The organism is Kitasatospora sp. NPDC058218 (genome assembly GCF_042882445.1).
Classification (GTDB): domain Bacteria; phylum Actinomycetota; class Actinomycetes; order Streptomycetales; family Streptomycetaceae; genus Kitasatospora.
The window spans coordinates 49,315-67,121 of sequence record NZ_JBHVWC010000010.1 but is presented as its reverse complement, the minus strand read 5'-3'; the positions used below and the strand labels follow the sequence as shown (position 1 = coordinate 67,121).

Below are 17,807 nucleotides of genomic sequence, written 5' to 3'. Positions count from 1 at the left end.
ACCGCGACCCCCCGGCGGGGACGACTGCCGAAGGCACCGTCACCCCGGGCCCTACTCCCCCCGCAGGTGAGCCAGCACCGCGAGCACCCGCCGGTTGCCCTCGGCCGGGTCGAGGTCCAGCTTCATGAAGATGTTGCCGCAGTGCTTGACCACCGAGGCCTCGGTGATGCTCAGCCGCCCGGCGACGGCCTGGTTGTTCAGCCCCTCCGCCATCAGCGCCAGTACCTCCCGCTCGCGCGGGGTCAACCGGGCCAGCGGCCGGTCCGCCGCCTGCTGACGGAGCAGGACCCGGACCACCTCCGGATCGATCACGGTCTGACCCGCCGCCACCCGGCCCAGCGCGTCCAGGAAGTCCGCCACCTCGCCGACCCGGTCCTTCAGCAGGTAGCCGAGACCGGCCGGCTGCGCGCCCGCCGCGCCGAGCAGCCGGGTGGCGTACGGGGTGGCCACGTACTGGGAGAGCACCAGGACCGGCAGACCCGGGTGGCGTTCGCGCAGGTCCAGGGCGGCCCGCAGGCCCTCGTCGTGGAAGTCCGGCGGCATCCGGACGTCGGTGACCACGATGTCGGGCCGGTCCGCGTCCACGGCGGCGGCCAGTGCGTCACCGTCGCCGACGGCGGCGACCACCCGGTGGCCGCCCCGGGTGAGCAGCTCGACCAGCCCGGCCCGCAGCAGCACGGCGTCCTCGGCGATGACTACCCGGAGCACGGCACCTCCACCCGGAGCCTGGTCGGCCCGCCGATCGGACTGGTCACCATCAGCCTTCCCCTCAGAATCGCGATCCGGTCCGCCAGCCCCTGCAGCCCGGCCCCGGCGGCCGGGTCGGCCCCGCCGCGGCCGTCGTCCGTCACCTGGAGCACCAGGCGGTCGTCCGCGATCCGGCCGCGGACGGTGATCGCGGTGGCGCCGCTGTGCTTGGCGGCGTTGGTGAGCGCTTCGGTGACGGCGAAGTACGCCGTCGTCTCGACCGGTGCGGGCAGCCGCTGCGGCAGGTCGATGTCCACCTCGACCGGGATCGGGTGGCGCAGCGCGACCTCGGCGACGGCGGCGGCCAGCCCGTGGTCGGTCAGCACCTGTGGGTGGATGCCCCGGACGAGGTCGCGCAGCTGTTCCAGCGCCAGGCGGGCCTCGCCGCGCGCCCGGTCGACCAGCTCGACGGCCGGGTCGTCGCCGTCGCGCCCGCGCAGCTCGTACGCGGCCAGCCCGAGGGTCATGCTGAGCGCGACGAGCTGCTGCTGGGCGCCGTCGTGCAGATCGCGTTCGATCCGCCGGCGCTCGGCCTCGAAGGCGTCGACCAGGCGGGCCCGGGAGCGGGTGAGTTCGAGGACCTGCCGGCCGAGGCCCTCGGGCCGGGGCCCGAGCAGGACCCGGACGAGCCGGACCCGGGCGGTGGTCAGCAGCGCGCCCGCGTACGCGCAGAGCAGCAGACCGGCCAGCCCGACGGCGGTCGCGGGGAGGGCCGCGGCGGGGCCGGAGACCGCCCGGCCGGGGATCAGCATCACGGTCTCGGGGGCCAGCGCCCAGACCACCAGCGGGCTGACGACCAGCGCCCCGCAGAACACCGGCAGGGCGGTGAAGGCGAGATCGACGGCGCTCAGCACCAGGGCGAACAGGGCGGTGTAGCCGAGCTCGCGCCGGGTCGCGCGCTCCCGCAGCCTGGTCCGCAGCCGCGCCCGGCGGCCCACCCCGGGCAGCGGGCGGTGCGGATCGGGAACGGGCACCGGCTCGACCAGCCGCAGCCGGCGGCGCTCCAGCGCACCGACCGGGATGCCGGCGAGCGCGACGCCCAGCAGGACCGGCAGGCCGATCCCGACGACGGACAGACCGAGGCCGACCAGCAGCAGGACGGCGAGCACGGCCAGCAGCAGCAGCCCGATGAGCCCGCCGCCGAGCAGGTACCCCCAGCAGCGCCACGGGGCCGAGGTGAACGGGAAGCGCAGCGGGTGCGCCCGCAGGGCGTTCCAGACCGCAACGGCCTGCCGCCCCTCCGCCACCCCCCGCTCCTCGCCCACCCGGCCACCCTAACCGACCGGCCCCGACCCGTCCTCACCTGCTCTGACCTGCCCGTCCGTATTCACGCCCCCTCAAAGCGCCGCCCCGGCGGCCGGACTGACGAGCCCTCCGGACCCCGGACGCGGGCGGCCGGGGCGGACGGCTTCAGCTCCGCAGTGTGACGCCGTCGAGGACCACGCCCACGATGCTCGCGGCCGGGACGGCGCCCCACAGGCGGGAGTCGGTGCTGTACGCGGGGTTGTCGCCGAGCAGGACCACCCGGCCGCGGGGGACGACGGGGGCGCCGACCGCGGCGCGCACGGGATCGGGCACCGGATCGCCCGGCAGGGCGGTGAGGCGCTTCACCAGGAGCCGCTGCGGGCGCCGGCCGGCCGGGTCGGCGGGGAGGTCCAGGGCGGCCGGGGAGACCACGACGATCCGGCCCGGGCGCAGCCGCGCCCAGCCCCGGCGCAGGACCAGCACCCGCTGCCCCGGCCGCAGGGCCGGGGCCATGCTCGGCCCGGCGACCACGACCACCGACAGGGCGGCGCGGGCCAGGACGGCGGCCGCCACCAACAGGGCGGCGAGCGTGCCGCCGACGGCGAGGAGCAGCTGCATGACGAGGATCTCCTCCGCTAGCGGGCCGACGTCACGGGTGCGTGGGCCGGGCCGGCCACGGGGTCGGACGCCGGGCCGGCCACGGGGTCGGGCACCGCGTCCGGGTAGCCCGGCTGGTAGCCCTCGGCCTGGAGCGTGAACAGCTCCGCGTAGCGACCGCCGAGCGCCATCAGCGCCGCGTGGGTGCCCTCCTCGGCCACCCGCCCGTCGGCGAGGACGACGATCCGGTCGGCGTCGCGGACGGCGGCGAGCCGGTGCGACACGATGATGCTGGTCGCCCCCCGGCGCAGTTCGCGCAGGCTGTCGTGGACCTCCTTCTCAGCGGCCGCGTCCAGCCCGGCACTGGGCTCGTCGAGAATCATCAGGTCGGCGTCCCGCCGCATGAACGCCCGTGCCACGGCCAGCCGTTGCCACTCACCGCCGGAGAGCGAGTGGCCCCAGCCGGTGCCCGCGCCCTCCGGCAGGAAGATTCGGCTGAGCAGCGCGTCGTAGCCGCCCTCCAGGCGGTCGATCCGCGCGTGCACCCCGGCCGCCCGGGCGGCGCCGGCGATCCGTTCGGCGTCCTGGAGGTGGTCGAGCCGGCCGAGGCCGATGTTCTCGCCCGCGGTGAGGTCGTAGCGGCAGTAGTCCTGGAAGACCGCGCCGATCCGCTCCCGGTAGGCCTCGGGCGTGAACTCCCGGATGTCGACGCCGTCCCAGAGGATCCGGCCGCGCCCGGGGTCGTAGAGCCGGCAGAGCAGTTTGACCAGGGTGCTCTTGCCCGCGCCGTTGAGGCCGATCAGCGCGGTCACCGAGCCGGCCGGGACGGTCAGGTCGACGCCGCGCAGCGTCCACGGCGCGTCCTCGTGGTAGCGGAACCAGACGTCCCGGAACTCGATCGTCCCGCCGAGCGGGCCGGGCGCCGAGGGCGCCGCGGGCAGCGCGAGGTCCGGTTCGGCGGTGCCCAGGGCGCGGTAGTGGGCGAAGGTGATGGCCGCCTGGTAGGCGGCCGCACCGGTGCTCGCGAGCTGTCCGACGCCGGCCTGGATGCCGGCGACGGCCGCCACGCAGACCGACACCCGGCCGATCGACAACTCCCCGTCGCCGGCGGCCCGGACGGCCCAGACCAGGCCGAGCCCGTACACCGCGACACCGAGCAGCAGGGCCGGCAGCCGGCGGGCGAGGTTCTGCCGGTCGGTCCGGTTCTCCGCCTCGGCGACCGCGACGAGTTCGGTCCGCGCCCGCTGTTTGAAGAAGTCCTGCAGGCCGAAGAGCCGGATCTCCTTCACCGCGTCCACGTCGGCGATCAGGCTGCCGTAGAACATCTGCCGGCGGTTGCGCGGCATGGTCTCGCGCAGCACGGCCGCCCGGCGGCGTCCGGCGGCGAGTTGGACGCGGATCAGCGGCAGCGTCAGCAGCAGGGTGAGCAGGCCGAGGGCCGGATTCACCACGAACAGGGTGCCGAGGAAGCCGGTCACCGTCAGCAGTGCCTGCAGGCTGCTGAACGCCGATCCGACCAGCAGGTCGGGGGCGATGCCACCGGCCTGCTGGGCGAGCCGCAGTTCGTCCTGGAAGTGCGGGTCCTCGAACCTCCGCAGGCCGGGCAGCCGGTTGACGGCGTCGAACAGCTCCTCCTGCACCCGCAGCCGAACGGCCCGGCTGCTGCGGGCCCGGGTGAACTCGCCGAACGCGGGGGCGAGCGCCAGGCCGAGGCTCGCCACGATCAGCAGCACGCAGACGTGCACCGGCACACCGGACGGCGCGCCCCCGCCGGCGGGGGCGGTGAGGGCGTCGAACAGCTCGCTGACCAGCAGCGCCGTACCGGCGGGCAGCAGGCCGGCGACCAGGCTGGCGAGCAGCGAGAGCAGCAGTGCGGACGGGCTCGCGCGCCAGGCGAGCGCGCAGGCGGCGGCGCCCGAGCGGAGCGCCCGCCGCCCCTCCGCCGGAACGGCGGGCCGGTGGCCGGGCGGGGGCCCGGGGGGTGCTCCGGGCGGAGGTCCGGCCGACGCGTCCGCCGGCGGCCCGGTCCTGGGTCCGGTCACAGCGCGGCGGGGGCGACGGCGAGTTCGGCCGGAAGGAGGCGGTTGGTGATCCGCCCCGCGGCGTCGATGTCCACGTAGCTCGGCCAGCGGACCACGCCGAACGCCTCGGCCACCGAGCCCTCGCCGACCCCGGCGGGCTCGACCACCACCCGCGCCACCGGCTCCAGGATCGCGACGAGGTTGTCGCCCACCGGGCCGCTGCCCTTGACCACGGCCACCACCCGCTCCCGCCCACCGGGGTAGTCCGTGACGGCCTTGACGAAATCCGGAGCCTGTTCGAGGCACGATCCGCAGGTGGTGGAGAAGAATCCGACGACCGCCCGGTCACCGGTCAGGTCGTTCCCGGATATCGGACCGTCGGTATGTGAGACCGTCCGGAAATCGGGCATCGGTGCACCGTCCGGCAACCTGTTGTCCGGAATCGAGACGCCGCTCAGGATACTTCCGGCCGCGCCGCCGTGGGAGGCGCCGTGGGAATTCCCGTGCGCGCCGCCGTGGGACAGTTGGGTGAGTTTCTTGGCCAATGCCAGGGTCAGCAGCAGATTGAATACCGAAAGACAGCCGACCAGAATGACGGAGACCGTTGTCATGGTTATCTGTTCCTCGTTCCAGCGCGCGGTCGTACGAACGGAGATAGGGGCGGCGAAAGGGCCGGGAGAACAGCGGGTCAGCGGGTGGTCGAGAAGAGTTCGACCAGCGTGTCGGTGGCGATGATCAGGACGCTGGCAAAGATCGCCACCAGCAGGGCGACCACCACGCCGGCGCCCGCGAGGTCACCGGGATCGGCGGCGGTGCTCGCCGCCAGACCGGCTCCGGCGATGCCGAGCAGGACCAGGTTGCGGCCCACATGGGCCCGGCTCACGGGCACCCCGGAGGCGCCGAAGCACGAGCAGGAGACGTCGAGCCCGCGTCGCAGGACGGAGACCAGGACCGCCGCGAAGGCCGCGAACATGACGCCGGAGAGCACGAACCCCCAGGTCGCGAGGGGCTTCGGCGCCCACACCAGGAGGCCGGCGGCCACTTCCACCACCGGGACGGCGGCTGCGGTCGCACCGGTCAGACGCCCGGGCACGACGGCCATCGCGCGCAGCGCGGAGGCGAACTCGCGCGGCGCCCGGAACTTGGCCAGGGCGGAGACGGCGAACACGGCCGCGAGGACGCAGCGGCCGCCGAGCAGCAGGTATGCAGTCATGGCTCCCCCGTCACCGGTGCCCCCGCCCGGGCGGGCGGGGGCACCGGCGGACTTGTGTGTCAGTCGACCGATTTCGTCAGGACGAATGATTCGCCAGGACGGGGATCAGCAGCCGCCGATGATGCCGTAGGTCTCACAGGACGGGGCGACCGCGCAGTTCCAGGAGCAGCACGTGCGAACGTACAGGACCTCGTTCGAGCACCACGAGCTGGTGCCCGCGGGGCACGCGCAGTACGCGTCCGCGGCCTCTTCCTTGAGGCCCCGGGAGAAGGTGCGGTCCACCAGGTTGAGAGTCGCCTGAACCATTTGTTCCTCCACACTGCGGTAGATGGATACGAGCGGCTGTGCACTTACTGACGAGATCTCGCGTCGGGAAACGTAGCCGAAACATGAAGAGCTTGTCTAGACCAACTTCGATCACCTTGGAAACCGGATTCGGAACAGGAGAGTCCGGTTCCGGCGGCAAGGGAATCGAAAGGGGCAAAAGGGATTCCGGAGGGGGGCAATGAATGGCTCGGCATTTCGGGTCACCCCGGACGAATGACCGGACATCCGCCCGGCCCGACCCGGGCGCCGCCACGGAAGACCGGCCAAGGCTTGACCGTCCCATTGGTTGACGGCGGTTTCCGGACAGGTCTATACCAATGGAGGCCGTCCGCACGCTCCCCCTCGTGGTACGGCCGTCGAGCCCGACGCGTCTCCCCCACGTCGACGCGGGCGGGCCTTCCCCTGCCGTTTCCTGGAGAGGTTTCCGATGGAACGTGCTCTTCCCCCACAGCAGTTCGCCCAGCGGATCGCACCGCAGCACCGGAAGCCCCGGGCGCGCCGGACCGCGCTCGCGGTGACCGGGGTGCTCGGACTACTGGCCGGCGCGGCGGCCGCGCTGGCCGGTGGCGGCGCCGCCGCGGCCGACGTGACGACCTCGGCCGCCGGCCTGGGCAGCAACTGGTACGCCTCGGCGCCGTACCTGATGCCCGAGGACAACAGCCCGCCGGACGCCGCGGCGGTGATGGACGCGACCGGCCAGAAGGCCTTCCAGCTGGCGTTCATCCTGGACAAGGGCGGGTGTTCCCCGGCCTGGGGCGGCACCTCGTCGATCGACACCGACACCACCATGCCGGCGGTGATCCAGACCGTCCGGGCCAAGGGCGGCGACGTCTCGGTCTCGGTCGGCGGCTACGGCGGCAACAAGCTCGGCCAGGGCTGCGGAACGCCGGAGGCCACCGCGGCCGGCTACCAGAAGGTGATCACCAAGTACCAGCTGAAGGCCATCGACTTCGACCTGGAGGAGCCGGAGTACGAGAACACCGCGGCCATCCACAACGAGATCGGGGCGGCCCGGATCCTCCGGCAGAACAACCCCGGGCTCTACGTCTCGATCACCACCGCCGGGACCGGGGCGGGCACCGGGTGGTTCGGCCAGCAGATGCTCAACGAGGCGAAGGCGCAGGGCTTCACCCCGGACAACTACTCGATCATGCCGTTCGACGGCGGGTTCAACGGCGCGGCCGCGCAGACCGACGCCCTGGTCAAGTTCAACGGGATCCTCCGGACCACCTTCGGCTGGACGGAGGCCCAGGCCTACGCGCACGAGGGCGTCTCGCTGATGAACGGGCGCACGGACGCCGCCGAGTACTTCCGGCAGGCGGACTTCCAGACCGTGCTGGACTTCGCCCTCGCCCACAAGCTGGCCCGGTACACCTACTGGTCGGTCAACCGCGACCGCCAGTGCCCGGGCACGGTCGACCCGGGGCTGTCCGGGTCCTGCTCCAGCGTGACGCAGAACGACTGGGACTTCACCAAGTTCACGGTCCGGTTCGCGGGCGCCACACCCCCGACCACACCGCCCACCACTCCGCCGACCAGTCAGCCCCCCACCAGCCAGCCGCCGGGGGCCTGCACCGACCCGGCGTGGAGCGCCACCACCACGTACACCAACGGCAGCAAGGTGTCGTACAGCGGCCACAGGTACCACGCCAAGTGGTGGACGCTGAACGAGAACCCCTCCGCCAGTGGGCAGTGGGGCGTCTGGTCCGACGACGGCCCCTGCTGACCGCGGCCGCCCCGGGGTGGGCCCGCCGCCGCGCGTGCGGCGGCGGCGGGCCCACCCGTCACCGCTCCTGCTGCCCGATCCGCTCGCGCAGACCGGTCAGGATGGCGGCCGCCTCGTGCAGTCCGAAGCCCCGGCAGCGCTCGGCGGCGGCGGCGAGACGGGCACGCGCCGCCTCCGTCCGGCCGAGGTCGGTGCCCTCGATCAGCCCGGCCAGCCGGACGGCCTCGGCGCGCGGCGTCTCGGCCGGCTCGCCGCCCGCCTGGTAGGCGGTGATCGCCAGCTCGGCCTCGGCCAGCGCCGTCTCGTACCGCCCGGCCACCGCGTACACCCGGGCCCGCTCGTAGTGGGCGGCGCCGCGCAGGTACCACGAGGTGTGCGGCTCGTCGCCGCGCTCGGCGGCCTCGCGGACGGCGTCCGCCTCGGCCAGCCGCTCCAGCGCCGAGTCCAGCCCGTCCGGGCCCTGCTCGTGCATGGTGAGCCGGGCGAACTCCCGGAGCATGCCCGCGATCTGGTCCGGCCGGGGCGCCTCGGCGTGGGAGGCCAGAGCCCGCTCACGGGCCGCGTGGGCGGCCTCCCAGCGGCCCGCCTCGGCCAGCGCGAGGACGGCCTCGCCGGCGACCACGGTGTGGGTGTGCCGCTCCTCCCAGCCGGCCACCTCGTCCGCCAGCCGCAGGTACTCCTCCGCCGAGTCGCGGAACTCCTCCAGCGCGAACAGTCCGCGCGCGAGGTCCAGCCGGGCCTGGGCGAGCATCCGCACGTCCAGGTCGGGTGCGGCCGGGTCGAGCAGCACCGACTCCAGGACGGCGACCGCGTCGGCCGCCCGGCCGGCGTCCCGCAGCAGGTCGGCGAGCTGGAGCCGGACCTGGGCGGCCTCCTCGGCGCCCGCCGGTCCCTTCCGGTCGAAGCGCGCGGCGGCCTGGGAGAGCGCCCGGACGGCCGCGCCGTTGTCCCCGAGGTGGGCGCAGGCGTGCCCGAGCATCATGTACGTCGCCCCGAACGGGTACGAGTCGTCCGCCCAGCGGGTGGCCTCGGCGAGCGCCCGGTGGAAGACCTCGACGGCTTCGGCCTGCTCGCCGCTCTGCAACAGCACCTGGCCGAGCAGGCCGAGCACCCGCGGCGTGTGCCAGGGCAGCTCGGCGGAATCCAACTGCTCCAGCGCGCCGCGTAGTTCGGCCACCGCCTCGGCCATGCGCCCCTGCCGGGCCGCCACGTCGGCACCGTACTGGCGAGCGGTGGCCGAGCGGCGGAGCGAGCCCCGCTCGGTGCTCTCCCGCCGGTACGCGGTGACGGTGCTCTCGAAGCGCTCGGCCGTGTCGGCCAGGGGCTCGGGCAGCGCCCGGATCAGGTCGTGGTGGGCCGCGAAGGCCCGGCACTGCAGGACGATCAGGTAGTCGTCGGTCGTGAGGGCCGGGCCGGCACCGGCCGCCCCGGCGGCGAGCAGCGCGTCGGCCTCGGCCAGCGCCGCGTCCAGGGCCGGCCAGTCCGACGTCGCGCCCTCGACGTCACCGAGCTCGACCACCAGGGCGCGGGTGCGCACCACCAGGGCCTGCCCGGCCAGCCCCTCCTGCTCGAACAGCTCGCCCGCCTCCAGCAGCGCGGCCCGGCCGCCCGACCAGTCGTCCCGGTCGAGCGCCAGATGGGCGCGCTGCTCGGCGAGTTCGGCCCGCAGCCGCCCGGCGGTGCCGGCCCCCGTCCCCTCGGCGTGGACGTAGTCCGCGGCGGTGAAGCGCTCGGCGACGCGCTGCCAGAGGCGGTCCGCGTCGGGGTGGCCCGACAGGTCCAGCTCACGGGCCCGGACGACCAGGGCGGCGAAGTCCGCCGGCTCCGGCTCGGCCGCGCGCAGCGGCACCGGCGGGGTGGCCGGCGCGGCCGCCAGCTCCGGCGCGGCCACCGCCCGCACCCCGAGCGCGAGCGGCTCGGCGAGCAGCGGGCGGCGCTCCAGCCGGACCCGGCGGCGCGCGCTCACCGCGTCGGTGCCGTTGCGGGCGTCGAAGCGGGCGGCCAGCGCGTCCGCCTCGGCGCGCAGGTGGGCGAGGAGCGAGTCCACCGTCCAGGCCGTACCGGGCGGGCCGCTGACGGCGAGGCCGCCGTGGCCGCCCCGGGCCAGCGCGGCGATCAGCACCTCGACGCCGGTCAGGAAGTCGAGCCGGCCGACCGGGTCCCCGGTGACGGCGAACAGGTCGCGGTTCTCGGCGAGGATCTCCAGGCCGCGCGGCTCGTTCCCGGAGAGCGCGCAGAACTCGATGTGCAGGCCGACGGCCCGGGCCATCCCGGACTTGCCGCGGGCGAAGCGGTAGCCGACCAGGTGGCTGGAGCGCGCCTCGTCCGACCGGCCCTCGCGCAGCAGCGGCAGCAGTGCGTGGGCGTGGCTGAGGTAGGGCTCCTCGGCACAGGTGCTCTCGCCCTCGAAGACCGGCCGCCAGGCCTCCAGCGCCCGCCGGTCGTCCCCGGAGCGCACGTGGTGACCGGCCTGGGCGCGTATCTCGCAGGCCCGGCAGTCGCTCAGCTCGCTGCGCGGGCGGGCCGCCCACAGCTCGAAGGCGTTCTCGGTGTCGACCCCGGTGTGGGCGGCCAGGTGGTACCGCTGCGCGTAGTACGGCTGCAGGCCGTGGCCGGCGGCGCGGTAGCGGTCGTGCATCTCGGTGTGCCAGCGGCGCACGGCCTCCAGCGGGACGTCGGGCGTGCCGAGCAGTGCGGTGGCCACCCACTTGAACCGCCAGAGCACCTGCTGGCCGGCCCACTCGCCGAAACCGTCCCGGTCGGTGTCCCAGAGCTTCAGCACCCGGGCGAAGACCACCGGGGCCTTGCTCCGCTCACCGTCGTACTCGTAGGCCTCCATCAACTCCAGCAGGGCCATCGCACGGACCCCGGTGTCGTCGAACTGCTCGGCGGCATCGACGAGTTCCTCGGCGGTCACGGTCCGCTGCCGGCCGTACGGGCGGGCGTCGTTCTCGCGCAGCGCGGCCATCACCGCGTCGACACTGTCCAGCACGTCCACGGTCAGGACTCCTTCTGCGGGTCGGCCGCGTCACGGCCGGCGGACGGACGGCGGGCCGACTCGTGGCCGAGCATGGCGTGGTCGAGCAGGCTGATGAACGACCGGTTGAGCAGGGCGCTCTCGCTGGACTTCAGCGGGCGGCGGGTGAGCAGGACGGCCTGCCCGTACAGCGCCTCGACGGCGGTGACGGCCAGTTCGCGGTCGCCGATCGAGGCGGCGCGGCGGACCAGCGGGTTGAGGTGGTTGAGCACCAGCTGGGCGCGGGGCACCTCGGCACGCAGCGAGCCGAGGATGTCGGCCCACAGGCCGTCGGCCTCGTCCGCGAGCTGGGCGCGGGTGCGCTCGTGCCGGGCCTCCCGGTTGTCCAGCAGCAGCGCGGGCGCGCTGGTGGGGTGGAAGCTGCGCAGGGCGACGTCGCAGTCGAACCGGCCGACCACCTCGCGGGCGACGGTGAGGAACGCCGCCGCGGCCAGCTCGGCCGCCGGGTCGACGGTGTCCAGGTGGGCGGTGACGGTGCCCGGGTCGAGGTCGGCCACCGACGTGCCGGGACGGATCTCCGGCAGCCGGTGGACCAGGTCCCGGTCGTAGGTGTAGCCGCCGTTGACGACGCCGAGGCCGGCGGCGGCCGCGATCGGGGCGACCTGGCGGAACTCCTCGACCGTGCGCGTCACCAGGACGACCGGGTGGGCGCGGGCGAACTCGTCCAGGGTGACATTGCCGTCGGTGGTCTCGAACGGCAGCCAGGGCAGCAGCATCCGCAACAACTCGTCGTCGTAGCGCGCGAGTTCCTTGACGGCGAGGTGGTGCACCGAGATGAAGCGGTGCAGCAGCGCCGGGTCGCTGGCGGAGAGCCCGGTGAGCCAGTCGCGGATGCGCGCGCCGAGGGCGTCCCGGACGGCGGCGAGCGTCTCGTCCGCGTACAGGCCCTCCCGGGAGGCGGTGGGGCGCAGGCTGTCGGTGTCGACCACGCAGCGGACGAAGAACGCCCAGTCCGGCAGGAGTTCGTCGGCCTGCTCGGAGAGCAGCATGCCCTTGAGGTGGACCCGGTGGCCGGAACGGCGGGACGGCGGCACCGCGTCCGGCAGGACGTAGGCGACGCCGCGCAGGCCGACCACCGGCAGGTCCAGCTCGATGGTGTCCAGCGGCGTGAAGTCGAAGGTGGTGCGGCAGTACGTGGCCAGCGCCTCGCGGCGGGCCAGCGGGGAGCCGTGCCGCTCGGCCCACGGCGGGGTGCGGTTGACCCGGGTGGCGGTGCCGCGGCCGTCGACCACCGTCACCTCGTGGCGCAGCAGGCTGCCGAAGTCACGGGCGAGCGAGAGGACGCGGTCGGATCGGGTCCATTCGGCGGCGTCGGCACGCGGGGCCAGCCGGACGGTGGTGCCGGGCTCGGGCTTGGCCTCCGGGGGCAGGGTGCGGATGGTGTAGCGGCCGTCGGAGCCGCCGCGCCACTCGATGACGGGCGCGTCCGGGGTGGCGGCGGAGCGGGTGACGACGGTGATCTCGTCGGCCACCACGAAACAGGCCAGCAGCCCGATGCCGAACTGGCCGATGAAGTCCCCGCGGGCACGGGCCAGGCCGGCGCCGTCGATCCGGCCCTCGGCATCGCGCTTGGAGCTGCGGCCGATGGTGGCGAGGAAGGTGTGGACGTCGGCCTCGGTGAGACCGATGCCGGTGTCGGTGACGGTGAGGTCCTCGTCGGCGTGGACGGTGATCCGGGCCGGCGCGGACGGGTCGAGCGCCTGCCGGGCGGAGATCGCGTCCACCGCGTTCTGCAGCAGCTCGCGCAGGTAGACCCGGGGGCTGGAGTAGAGGTGGTGGGAGAGCAGGTCCACCAGGCCGCGCAGGTCCACCTGGAAGGTGTGCGCACTCGTCGGGTTCTCGGAAGGGGACACCGCAGGCTCTTTCGATCGCGTCGGGTGTGGCGGGAGTTCTGGGGCGCCGGCCGGAGCCGGTGCGGCTGTGCGGGCCGGTCCGGCCGTGCGCGCCGGACGGGGCCGTGGCCTAGCGGGCGCAGCGGTCGCGGTGGACGCGGAAGATCTCGACCGGGTCGCCGGCGAGGTAGTTCCACGGCGACTCGGTCACGGCGCCGTCGAGCGTCTCGAACAGCAGGTGGGCCGTCCGCGGCTGGTCGGCCAGCGAGAAGGCCATCGCGAAGGTGTTGAAGGCGCCCTGCCAGCCGCGCGGGCGCCGGTAGTCGGCGTGCAGGACGGACCGCCGCAGCGCCTCCTGCAGCTCGGCCAGCACGGCGGGGCTGGTGAGGTAGGCGTGGTCCTCGCCGTCCGGGAGGTCCAGCCAGTGCTCCAGGTGCGCGAGGGCGACCAGCTCGCCCAGCGGGCTGCCCTCGGGGGCGGCCAGCATCGCGGCGCGGGCGAAGGCGTGCATCTCCTCGTGCGAGCCGCCCCACTTGGCGCAGAGCTGCTGGAGGCGCTGCTTGTGCGAGCCGAGGTGGCCGGGGTCGCGACGCAGCGCGGCCTCGAAGCGGTGCCGGGCGACATCCGGACCGAGCGAGGCGCCGCGGCCGCTGATCTGCAGGAAGTACCAGGGGGCGAGCCACTGCGGCTCGCGCTCGGCGACCGCGAACAGCTGCTCCTCGGCCGTGTCCAGCCGCTGGTGGAAGAGCTGCCACTGCTCCTCGGTGACGTACTTGGCCCGGCGGCCGGTGCGCGCCTCCCAGGCCCAGGAGACGTGCCGGGCGCCGGCGAGCAGCAGCGGCAGTGCGTCGTCGGGCCGGTCCGCGGCGGCCTCGACCGCCCACTCCTCCACCCCGGCGACGTCGGAGAGCGCCACCAGCAGCCAGGTGAGTTCGGCCCCGTCCGCGACGGCGGCCAGCGCCGGGCGCAGCGCCGCCCAGTCCCCCGCGGCCGCTCGGGCGAGCATCAGCCGCAGCCCCTCGTCGCCGCCGGCCGGGTCGATGACCGGCGGCACGCCCGCCGGCGCCGCGGGGCGCCGGCCGAAGCCGAACCCCCGGCGGCCGCCGTCGGCGCCGCCCGCAGCACCCTCGCCGGAACGGCGTCGGAAGAACGACATGGTGTGGCCCCCTCGAACTGCATTGGCATCTTTCGTACGGCCGCGCACCGGCCGCCCCAGACGCAGTACATATCACGCGCGGCTGACATCCCGTCCGCCAGGCCGACCTCGAACCCCAGGTCACGGCCGGTTCGACATACCCCCGTGCGGTATCGAAGCGCAGCGCGCCGGGGTGGCCGCGCGGGCTCCGTCGGGCGGCCGCGACAGCCGCCGGGGCCGGCGGCGCCGTTCGACGGACCGGCGGTACGGCCACCGGAGCACCGCGCCGCGGGCCCGCGCGACCAGCGCGGGGCGGTCTCCCCGAGCCGGCCGAGTGCGGCGACTTGGCCGCCGGCCCGGAAGCGACTGCCCGGCCCGCCCGTCGGCGAACCCCTCGGCGAGCGGGCGCAGCACCTCGCGCCCCTGGGCACCGAGGCCGTGCAACGGAACCGGAGCGCAGCGGAGTCGCCCCGGCGCACCGGTGACATGTAGCTGCCAGTCAGATGCGTGCCACCGACGGGCCGCACCACCGGAACTGCCCATCCGTCACGATGTCGTGGATGTACATGATTCGCGTCCGGTTGGAGACGCCGGGCGGTCGACCGCCAGCCGGACCGGTGGACGCGGCCGCCCTGCGGGACGGCCTGGAGCGCGTGCTCCGGGAGCCGGCCCGGCTCGACCACGCCCGGATCCGGACGGCGGCGGGAGCACTGGACGGCGTGGCGTTCGTGTCGGCCCCCGGCCTGCTGGCGGCCGAGGCCGGGCTGCGCGCCGCCTGCGCGGAACTGGCCCGCCCACAGGGCCCGCTGGCGGGCTGGCTGCTGCGGCACTGCGAGGCCGACCCCTGGCTGACACTCGGTCTGCACGAGCAGCCGACGCCCCGCTGAAACGTCTCCCCCGGGCACCGAAGCCCCGGACCGGGCGGCCCGGGGCTCGGCAGCCGGCGTGCCGGCCGATCGCAACACGGACCGGTCGCACGCGGACCGGTCACCCGCCGATCAGGTCACGCGACCGTCGGCCTGCGGAGCGAGGCGAGCGTCTCCGAGTACAGCATCTCCTTGATCTGCCCCCGGACCGGCCGGGTCTTGCCGGCCAGCGCGCCGGCCCGCTCGACGGCGAGCCCGAGCAGCCCGTCGAGGTCCACGATCTCGTCGACGATCCCGGCGTCGAGCGCCTCGCCGCCGCCGTAGCGCCGGCCCGTGGTCATCGCCTCGTGGGCGACCTGCGGGGCCAGCCGGGCCCGGATCAGGTCCGACATGCCGCGCTGGAAGGGCAGGTCGAGATCCACCTCGGGCAGGCAGAAGTACCCGCGGTCGGCCCGCATCACCCGGGTGTCGTGGGCCAGCGCCCACATCGCCCCGGCCGCGAAGGTGTGCCCGTTGAGCGCCGCGACGGTGACCACCGGCGAGGCCAGCGTCCGGGCGAGCAGCGCGTGCACCCGGTCGAGGTAGCCCGCGTACTGGTCGCCGTGGCCGAGCAGCCAGGCGAGGTCGAGACCGTTCGACCAGAACTTCCCGCTGCCCACCGTGACCAGCGCGCGCGGCCCCTGCGCGCCCTCCACCTCGTCGAGCGCCGCCTCCAGCCCGGTGAGCCGGTCCGGATGGAACAGGTTCTCGTCGTCGGGGTCGAGATGCAGGACGAAGACCTCGCCGTCCCGCTCCAGCTTCGGCATGCGTCGCTCCTTCGCGTGGTGGCGGCCCCGCCCGCGGGCGCGGGTGGGGCTCCGATGACCGCTGCCGGCCGCCCGGCCGACGGACCGGCGGACCGGCCGGGTCAGCTCCCGGGCCCGGCCAGCGTCAGCCCTTCGAGCCGCCCCTGCTCGTACGCGGCCACGATCGCGCGCCGCTGCAGCTTGCCGCTGCTGGTGCGCGGCAGCTGCCCGGGCTTCAGGTAGTGCACGTCCTCCGCGCGCACGGTGACGCCGATCGCGCGCACCAGGTGCTCCACGATCCGCGCCCGGCTGCCCGGGATGTCCTCGCGGGCCTCGCGGTCCACCTCGGTCAGCACGACGATGTCCGTCCCGATCTGCGCGACCGCGGTGCGGCCCTCGCGGACGAACGGGAGCTGCTCGACGGCCTGCTCGAAGTCGGCGGCGAACAGGCTGCGGCCACCGACCTTGATCCGGTCGCTGATCCGGCCGGTGATGAACAGTTCCCCGGCGTCCAGGAAGCCGATGTCACCGGTGGCGTAGTAGCCGTCCGACCCCTCGATCGACCCCGGCCGGTCGAAGTAGGCCTCGGCGAGGCTGCCGCCGGCCAACTCGATCTCGCCCAGCTCGTTCTCGCCGCAGACCCGCCCGTCCTCGCCGCGCAGCCGGACGGTGAACTCCGCCATCGGCGGGCCCACCGAGATCGCCGGGACACCGGACGGCGAGGTCACCACCCGGATCTCGCTGCCCACCGGCCGGCCGGCCACCAGCAGGACGGCCTCGGCCATGCCGTAGCAGGGCATGAAGACGTCGCGCCGCAGCCCTGCGGGCGCCATCAGGTCGAGGAACTCCTCCAGGTTCGGCAGGTTGATCGGCTCGCTGCCGAGGTAGATCGACCGCATCCCGGAGAGGTCGATCTCGGCGATCTCCTCGGGGTCGAGGTCCTGCATCAGCTTGAGCGAGTAGTCGACCGCGAAGTTCGGGATGACCGTGCCGATGGCCCGCTCCCGGCCCATGTGCTCCCACCAGCCGCGCGCGTCGAACAGGAACGTCACCGGCTCGGCGAGCAGCAGGTCGCAGCCGATCGCGAAGCAGGACAGCATGCCGCCGACCAGCCCCATGTCGTGGTAGAGCGGCAGCCAACTGCTGACCCGCTCCTCGGGCCGGCGGCCGTCGGTCCGGGTGATCATGCTCAGGTTGGCCCGGAGCCGCCCGTGCGTCACCGGGATGCCCTTGGGGAAGGACGTCGACCCGGACGAGAACTGCACGAAGGCCAGTTCGTCGTCCCCGGGCGTCCGCAGCCGGGCACCGGACCGGCGCACGCCCGCCGGGGGCAGCGCCAGCACGTCGACCGGCAGGTCGACGGTGGCCAGCGTGGGGACGTCGAGGATCCGGGCGGCGCCGAAGTCCGCCGCGACCCGGGCCAGGAACTCCTGGTAGCCGTCCTTCGGCGTGTTCAGCACGAACGGCTTGACCGAGAGCGGCACCGCGCCGATCTCCATCAGCGCCAGGAACGCGAAGACCACCGGGACGGACGTCTCGAACGGGAAGACCACCCGGGTGCCCGGCCCGATCCCCTGGTCCCGGAAGAAGTCCGCACAGGCGGCGATCTGCTCGGGGAAGTCCCGGTAGGAGGTGAACTCCGCCGGGTCGCCGTACTTCTCGTACAGGTGGAGCCCCCGCTCGGGCGGGCACTCCTGGTTGCGCTGGATGTGTTCGAGCACCGGACCCCTCCTACTCGTTCATCGATTGATACCTGCACCGCACCTGCCACCGACCGGAACTGACGTCGCGTCAGGTAGGGGTGGAGGCGGCCAGGAAGTCCTGGAGGGAGACCAGGCAGCGCTGCTCCGCGTCCAGGAAGGCCACCGTCACCAGGGCGTCCACCGCCGGCCGGTCCGCCTCCGGCAGGTGGATCCGCTGCCGGAACCGGGCCCGGAAGGTGATGCCCTCCTCGTCCCACTCCTCCTCCGAGGGGGAGGCGAGTTCGGTCCGCACCTCGACGAGGCCGCGCGGGATCTCCGCCAGGTAGTCGATCTCGGTGCGGGCGACCACCGCGATCAGCCGGTCGCCGTGGACGAGCCCCTGCCGGCCGAGCCAGTCCCACCGCCCGGTCTCCAGGTACTCCAGCGCGACCGCGTTGTTGACGTGCCCCAGCGCGTCGAGGTCATTGGGGCGCACCGGGAGCATGAGGCGTGATTCGCCGAAGTACACGTCGGACCGTCCGTTGTGATCGTGCCGAAAGGACCGGCCGGGGGGCCGGGAGGCGTACTGGTGGG

Annotated in this window: 15 protein-coding genes; 2 read left to right on the top strand and 13 right to left on the bottom strand. The window is 74.4% G+C overall.

The genetic code is table 11. The features are described 5' to 3' along the window. Window positions 1-51: 51 nt before the first annotated feature. The 7 genes from ACFVYI_RS08640 to ACFVYI_RS08610 all read right to left on the bottom strand — a co-directional run bounded on the left by ACFVYI_RS08640 (window position 52) and on the right by ACFVYI_RS08610 (window position 6,129). Window positions 52-708, bottom strand: coding sequence for a response regulator (locus ACFVYI_RS08640; RefSeq protein WP_387882414.1), 657 nt, complete (start codon window positions 706-708; stop codon window positions 52-54). Further along, entirely contained in the window at window positions 696-2,012 is a 1,317-nt protein-coding gene (locus tag ACFVYI_RS08635; protein ID WP_387882412.1) for a sensor histidine kinase, read from the bottom strand. Before ACFVYI_RS08635 ends, ACFVYI_RS08640 begins: the two co-directional genes overlap by 13 nt. 145 nt (window positions 2,013-2,157) lie before the next feature. Continuing rightward, entirely contained in the window at window positions 2,158-2,610 is a 453-nt protein-coding gene (locus ACFVYI_RS08630; RefSeq protein ID WP_387882410.1) for a S26 family signal peptidase, read from the bottom strand. 17 nt (window positions 2,611-2,627) lie between these two features. Beyond that, the gene (locus ACFVYI_RS08625; protein WP_387882408.1) at window positions 2,628-4,631 is read right to left on the bottom strand and encodes an ABC transporter ATP-binding protein; all 2,004 of its coding nucleotides are present in this window, start codon (window positions 4,629-4,631) and stop codon (window positions 2,628-2,630) included. Beyond that, complete coding sequence (locus tag ACFVYI_RS08620; protein ID WP_387882406.1) at window positions 4,628-5,020, bottom strand: TlpA family protein disulfide reductase; 393 nt, start codon at window positions 5,018-5,020, stop codon at window positions 4,628-4,630. Before ACFVYI_RS08620 ends, ACFVYI_RS08625 begins: the two co-directional genes overlap by 4 nt. Before the next feature lie 278 nt (window positions 5,021-5,298). Next, on the bottom strand, window positions 5,299-5,823 hold the full coding sequence (locus ACFVYI_RS08615; RefSeq protein WP_387882404.1) for a MauE/DoxX family redox-associated membrane protein: 525 nt from the start codon (window positions 5,821-5,823) through the stop codon (window positions 5,299-5,301). A 105-nt stretch (window positions 5,824-5,928) separates the two neighbouring features. Further along, complete coding sequence (locus tag ACFVYI_RS08610) at window positions 5,929-6,129, bottom strand: hypothetical protein (protein ID WP_387882403.1); 201 nt, start codon at window positions 6,127-6,129, stop codon at window positions 5,929-5,931. Between the two features lie 556 nt (window positions 6,130-6,685). On the opposite strand from ACFVYI_RS08610, the gene ACFVYI_RS08605 reads away from it, so the two are divergent. Further along, window positions 6,686-7,876 (top strand): carbohydrate-binding protein, encoded by a 1,191-nt coding sequence (locus ACFVYI_RS08605; RefSeq protein ID WP_387882569.1) that lies wholly within the window; start codon window positions 6,686-6,688, stop codon window positions 7,874-7,876. A gap of 58 nt (window positions 7,877-7,934) precedes the next feature. Here ACFVYI_RS08605 and ACFVYI_RS08600 read toward each other — a convergent pair whose 3' ends face one another. The 3 genes from ACFVYI_RS08600 to ACFVYI_RS08590 form a co-directional block, all read right to left on the bottom strand. After that, window positions 7,935-10,874 carry a hypothetical protein gene (locus ACFVYI_RS08600; protein ID WP_387882402.1) on the bottom strand — a complete coding sequence of 980 codons (2,940 nt, stop codon included), beginning with the start codon at window positions 10,872-10,874 and terminating at the stop codon, window positions 7,935-7,937. A 2-nt stretch (window positions 10,875-10,876) separates the two neighbouring features. After that, window positions 10,877-12,766, bottom strand: a complete 1,890-nt coding sequence (locus tag ACFVYI_RS08595) for an HSP90 family protein (protein WP_387882400.1) — start codon at window positions 12,764-12,766, stop codon at window positions 10,877-10,879. Between the two features lie 109 nt (window positions 12,767-12,875). Continuing rightward, entirely contained in the window at window positions 12,876-13,901 is a 1,026-nt protein-coding gene (locus ACFVYI_RS08590) for a hypothetical protein (RefSeq protein ID WP_387882399.1), read from the bottom strand. A gap of 539 nt (window positions 13,902-14,440) precedes the next feature. Here ACFVYI_RS08590 and ACFVYI_RS08585 point away from each other — a divergent pair. Beyond that, window positions 14,441-14,767 carry a hypothetical protein gene (locus ACFVYI_RS08585; RefSeq protein WP_387882397.1) on the top strand — a complete coding sequence of 109 codons (327 nt, stop codon included), beginning with the start codon at window positions 14,441-14,443 and terminating at the stop codon, window positions 14,765-14,767. A gap of 116 nt (window positions 14,768-14,883) precedes the next feature. On the opposite strand, the gene ACFVYI_RS08580 is transcribed toward ACFVYI_RS08585, so the two are convergent. The 3 genes from ACFVYI_RS08580 to ACFVYI_RS08570 form a co-directional block, all read right to left on the bottom strand. Beyond that, window positions 14,884-15,552, bottom strand: a complete 669-nt coding sequence (locus tag ACFVYI_RS08580; RefSeq protein WP_387882395.1) for an enoyl-CoA hydratase/isomerase family protein — start codon at window positions 15,550-15,552, stop codon at window positions 14,884-14,886. Window positions 15,553-15,653: 101 nt separating this feature from the next. Further along, complete coding sequence (locus ACFVYI_RS08575; RefSeq protein ID WP_387882394.1) at window positions 15,654-17,252, bottom strand: AMP-binding protein; 1,599 nt, start codon at window positions 17,250-17,252, stop codon at window positions 15,654-15,656. 70 nt (window positions 17,253-17,322) lie between these two features. After that, window positions 17,323-17,718 (bottom strand): acyl-CoA thioesterase, encoded by a 396-nt coding sequence (locus ACFVYI_RS08570; protein WP_387882393.1) that lies wholly within the window; start codon window positions 17,716-17,718, stop codon window positions 17,323-17,325. Window positions 17,719-17,807: the final 89 nt, after the last annotated feature.

Excerpts from the sequence above, each read along its gene's own strand:
- ACFVYI_RS08590 (WP_387882399.1), bottom strand. The coding sequence starts at position 13,901 with ATGTCGTTCTTCCGACGCCGTTCCGGCGAGGGTGCTGCGGGCGGCGCC.
- ACFVYI_RS08610 (WP_387882403.1), bottom strand. The coding sequence starts at position 6,129 with ATGGTTCAGGCGACTCTCAACCTGGTGGACCGCACCTTCTCCCGGGGC.
- ACFVYI_RS08585 (WP_387882397.1), top strand. The coding sequence starts at position 14,441 with ATGTACATGATTCGCGTCCGGTTGGAGACGCCGGGCGGTCGACCGCCA.
- ACFVYI_RS08630 (WP_387882410.1), bottom strand. The coding sequence starts at position 2,610 with ATGCAGCTGCTCCTCGCCGTCGGCGGCACGCTCGCCGCCCTGTTGGTG.
- ACFVYI_RS08570 (WP_387882393.1), bottom strand. The coding sequence starts at position 17,718 with ATGCTCCCGGTGCGCCCCAATGACCTCGACGCGCTGGGGCACGTCAAC.
- ACFVYI_RS08620 (WP_387882406.1), bottom strand. The coding sequence starts at position 5,020 with ATGCCCGATTTCCGGACGGTCTCACATACCGACGGTCCGATATCCGGG.
- ACFVYI_RS08580 (WP_387882395.1), bottom strand. The coding sequence starts at position 15,552 with ATGCCGAAGCTGGAGCGGGACGGCGAGGTCTTCGTCCTGCATCTCGAC.
- ACFVYI_RS08615 (WP_387882404.1), bottom strand. The coding sequence starts at position 5,823 with ATGACTGCATACCTGCTGCTCGGCGGCCGCTGCGTCCTCGCGGCCGTG.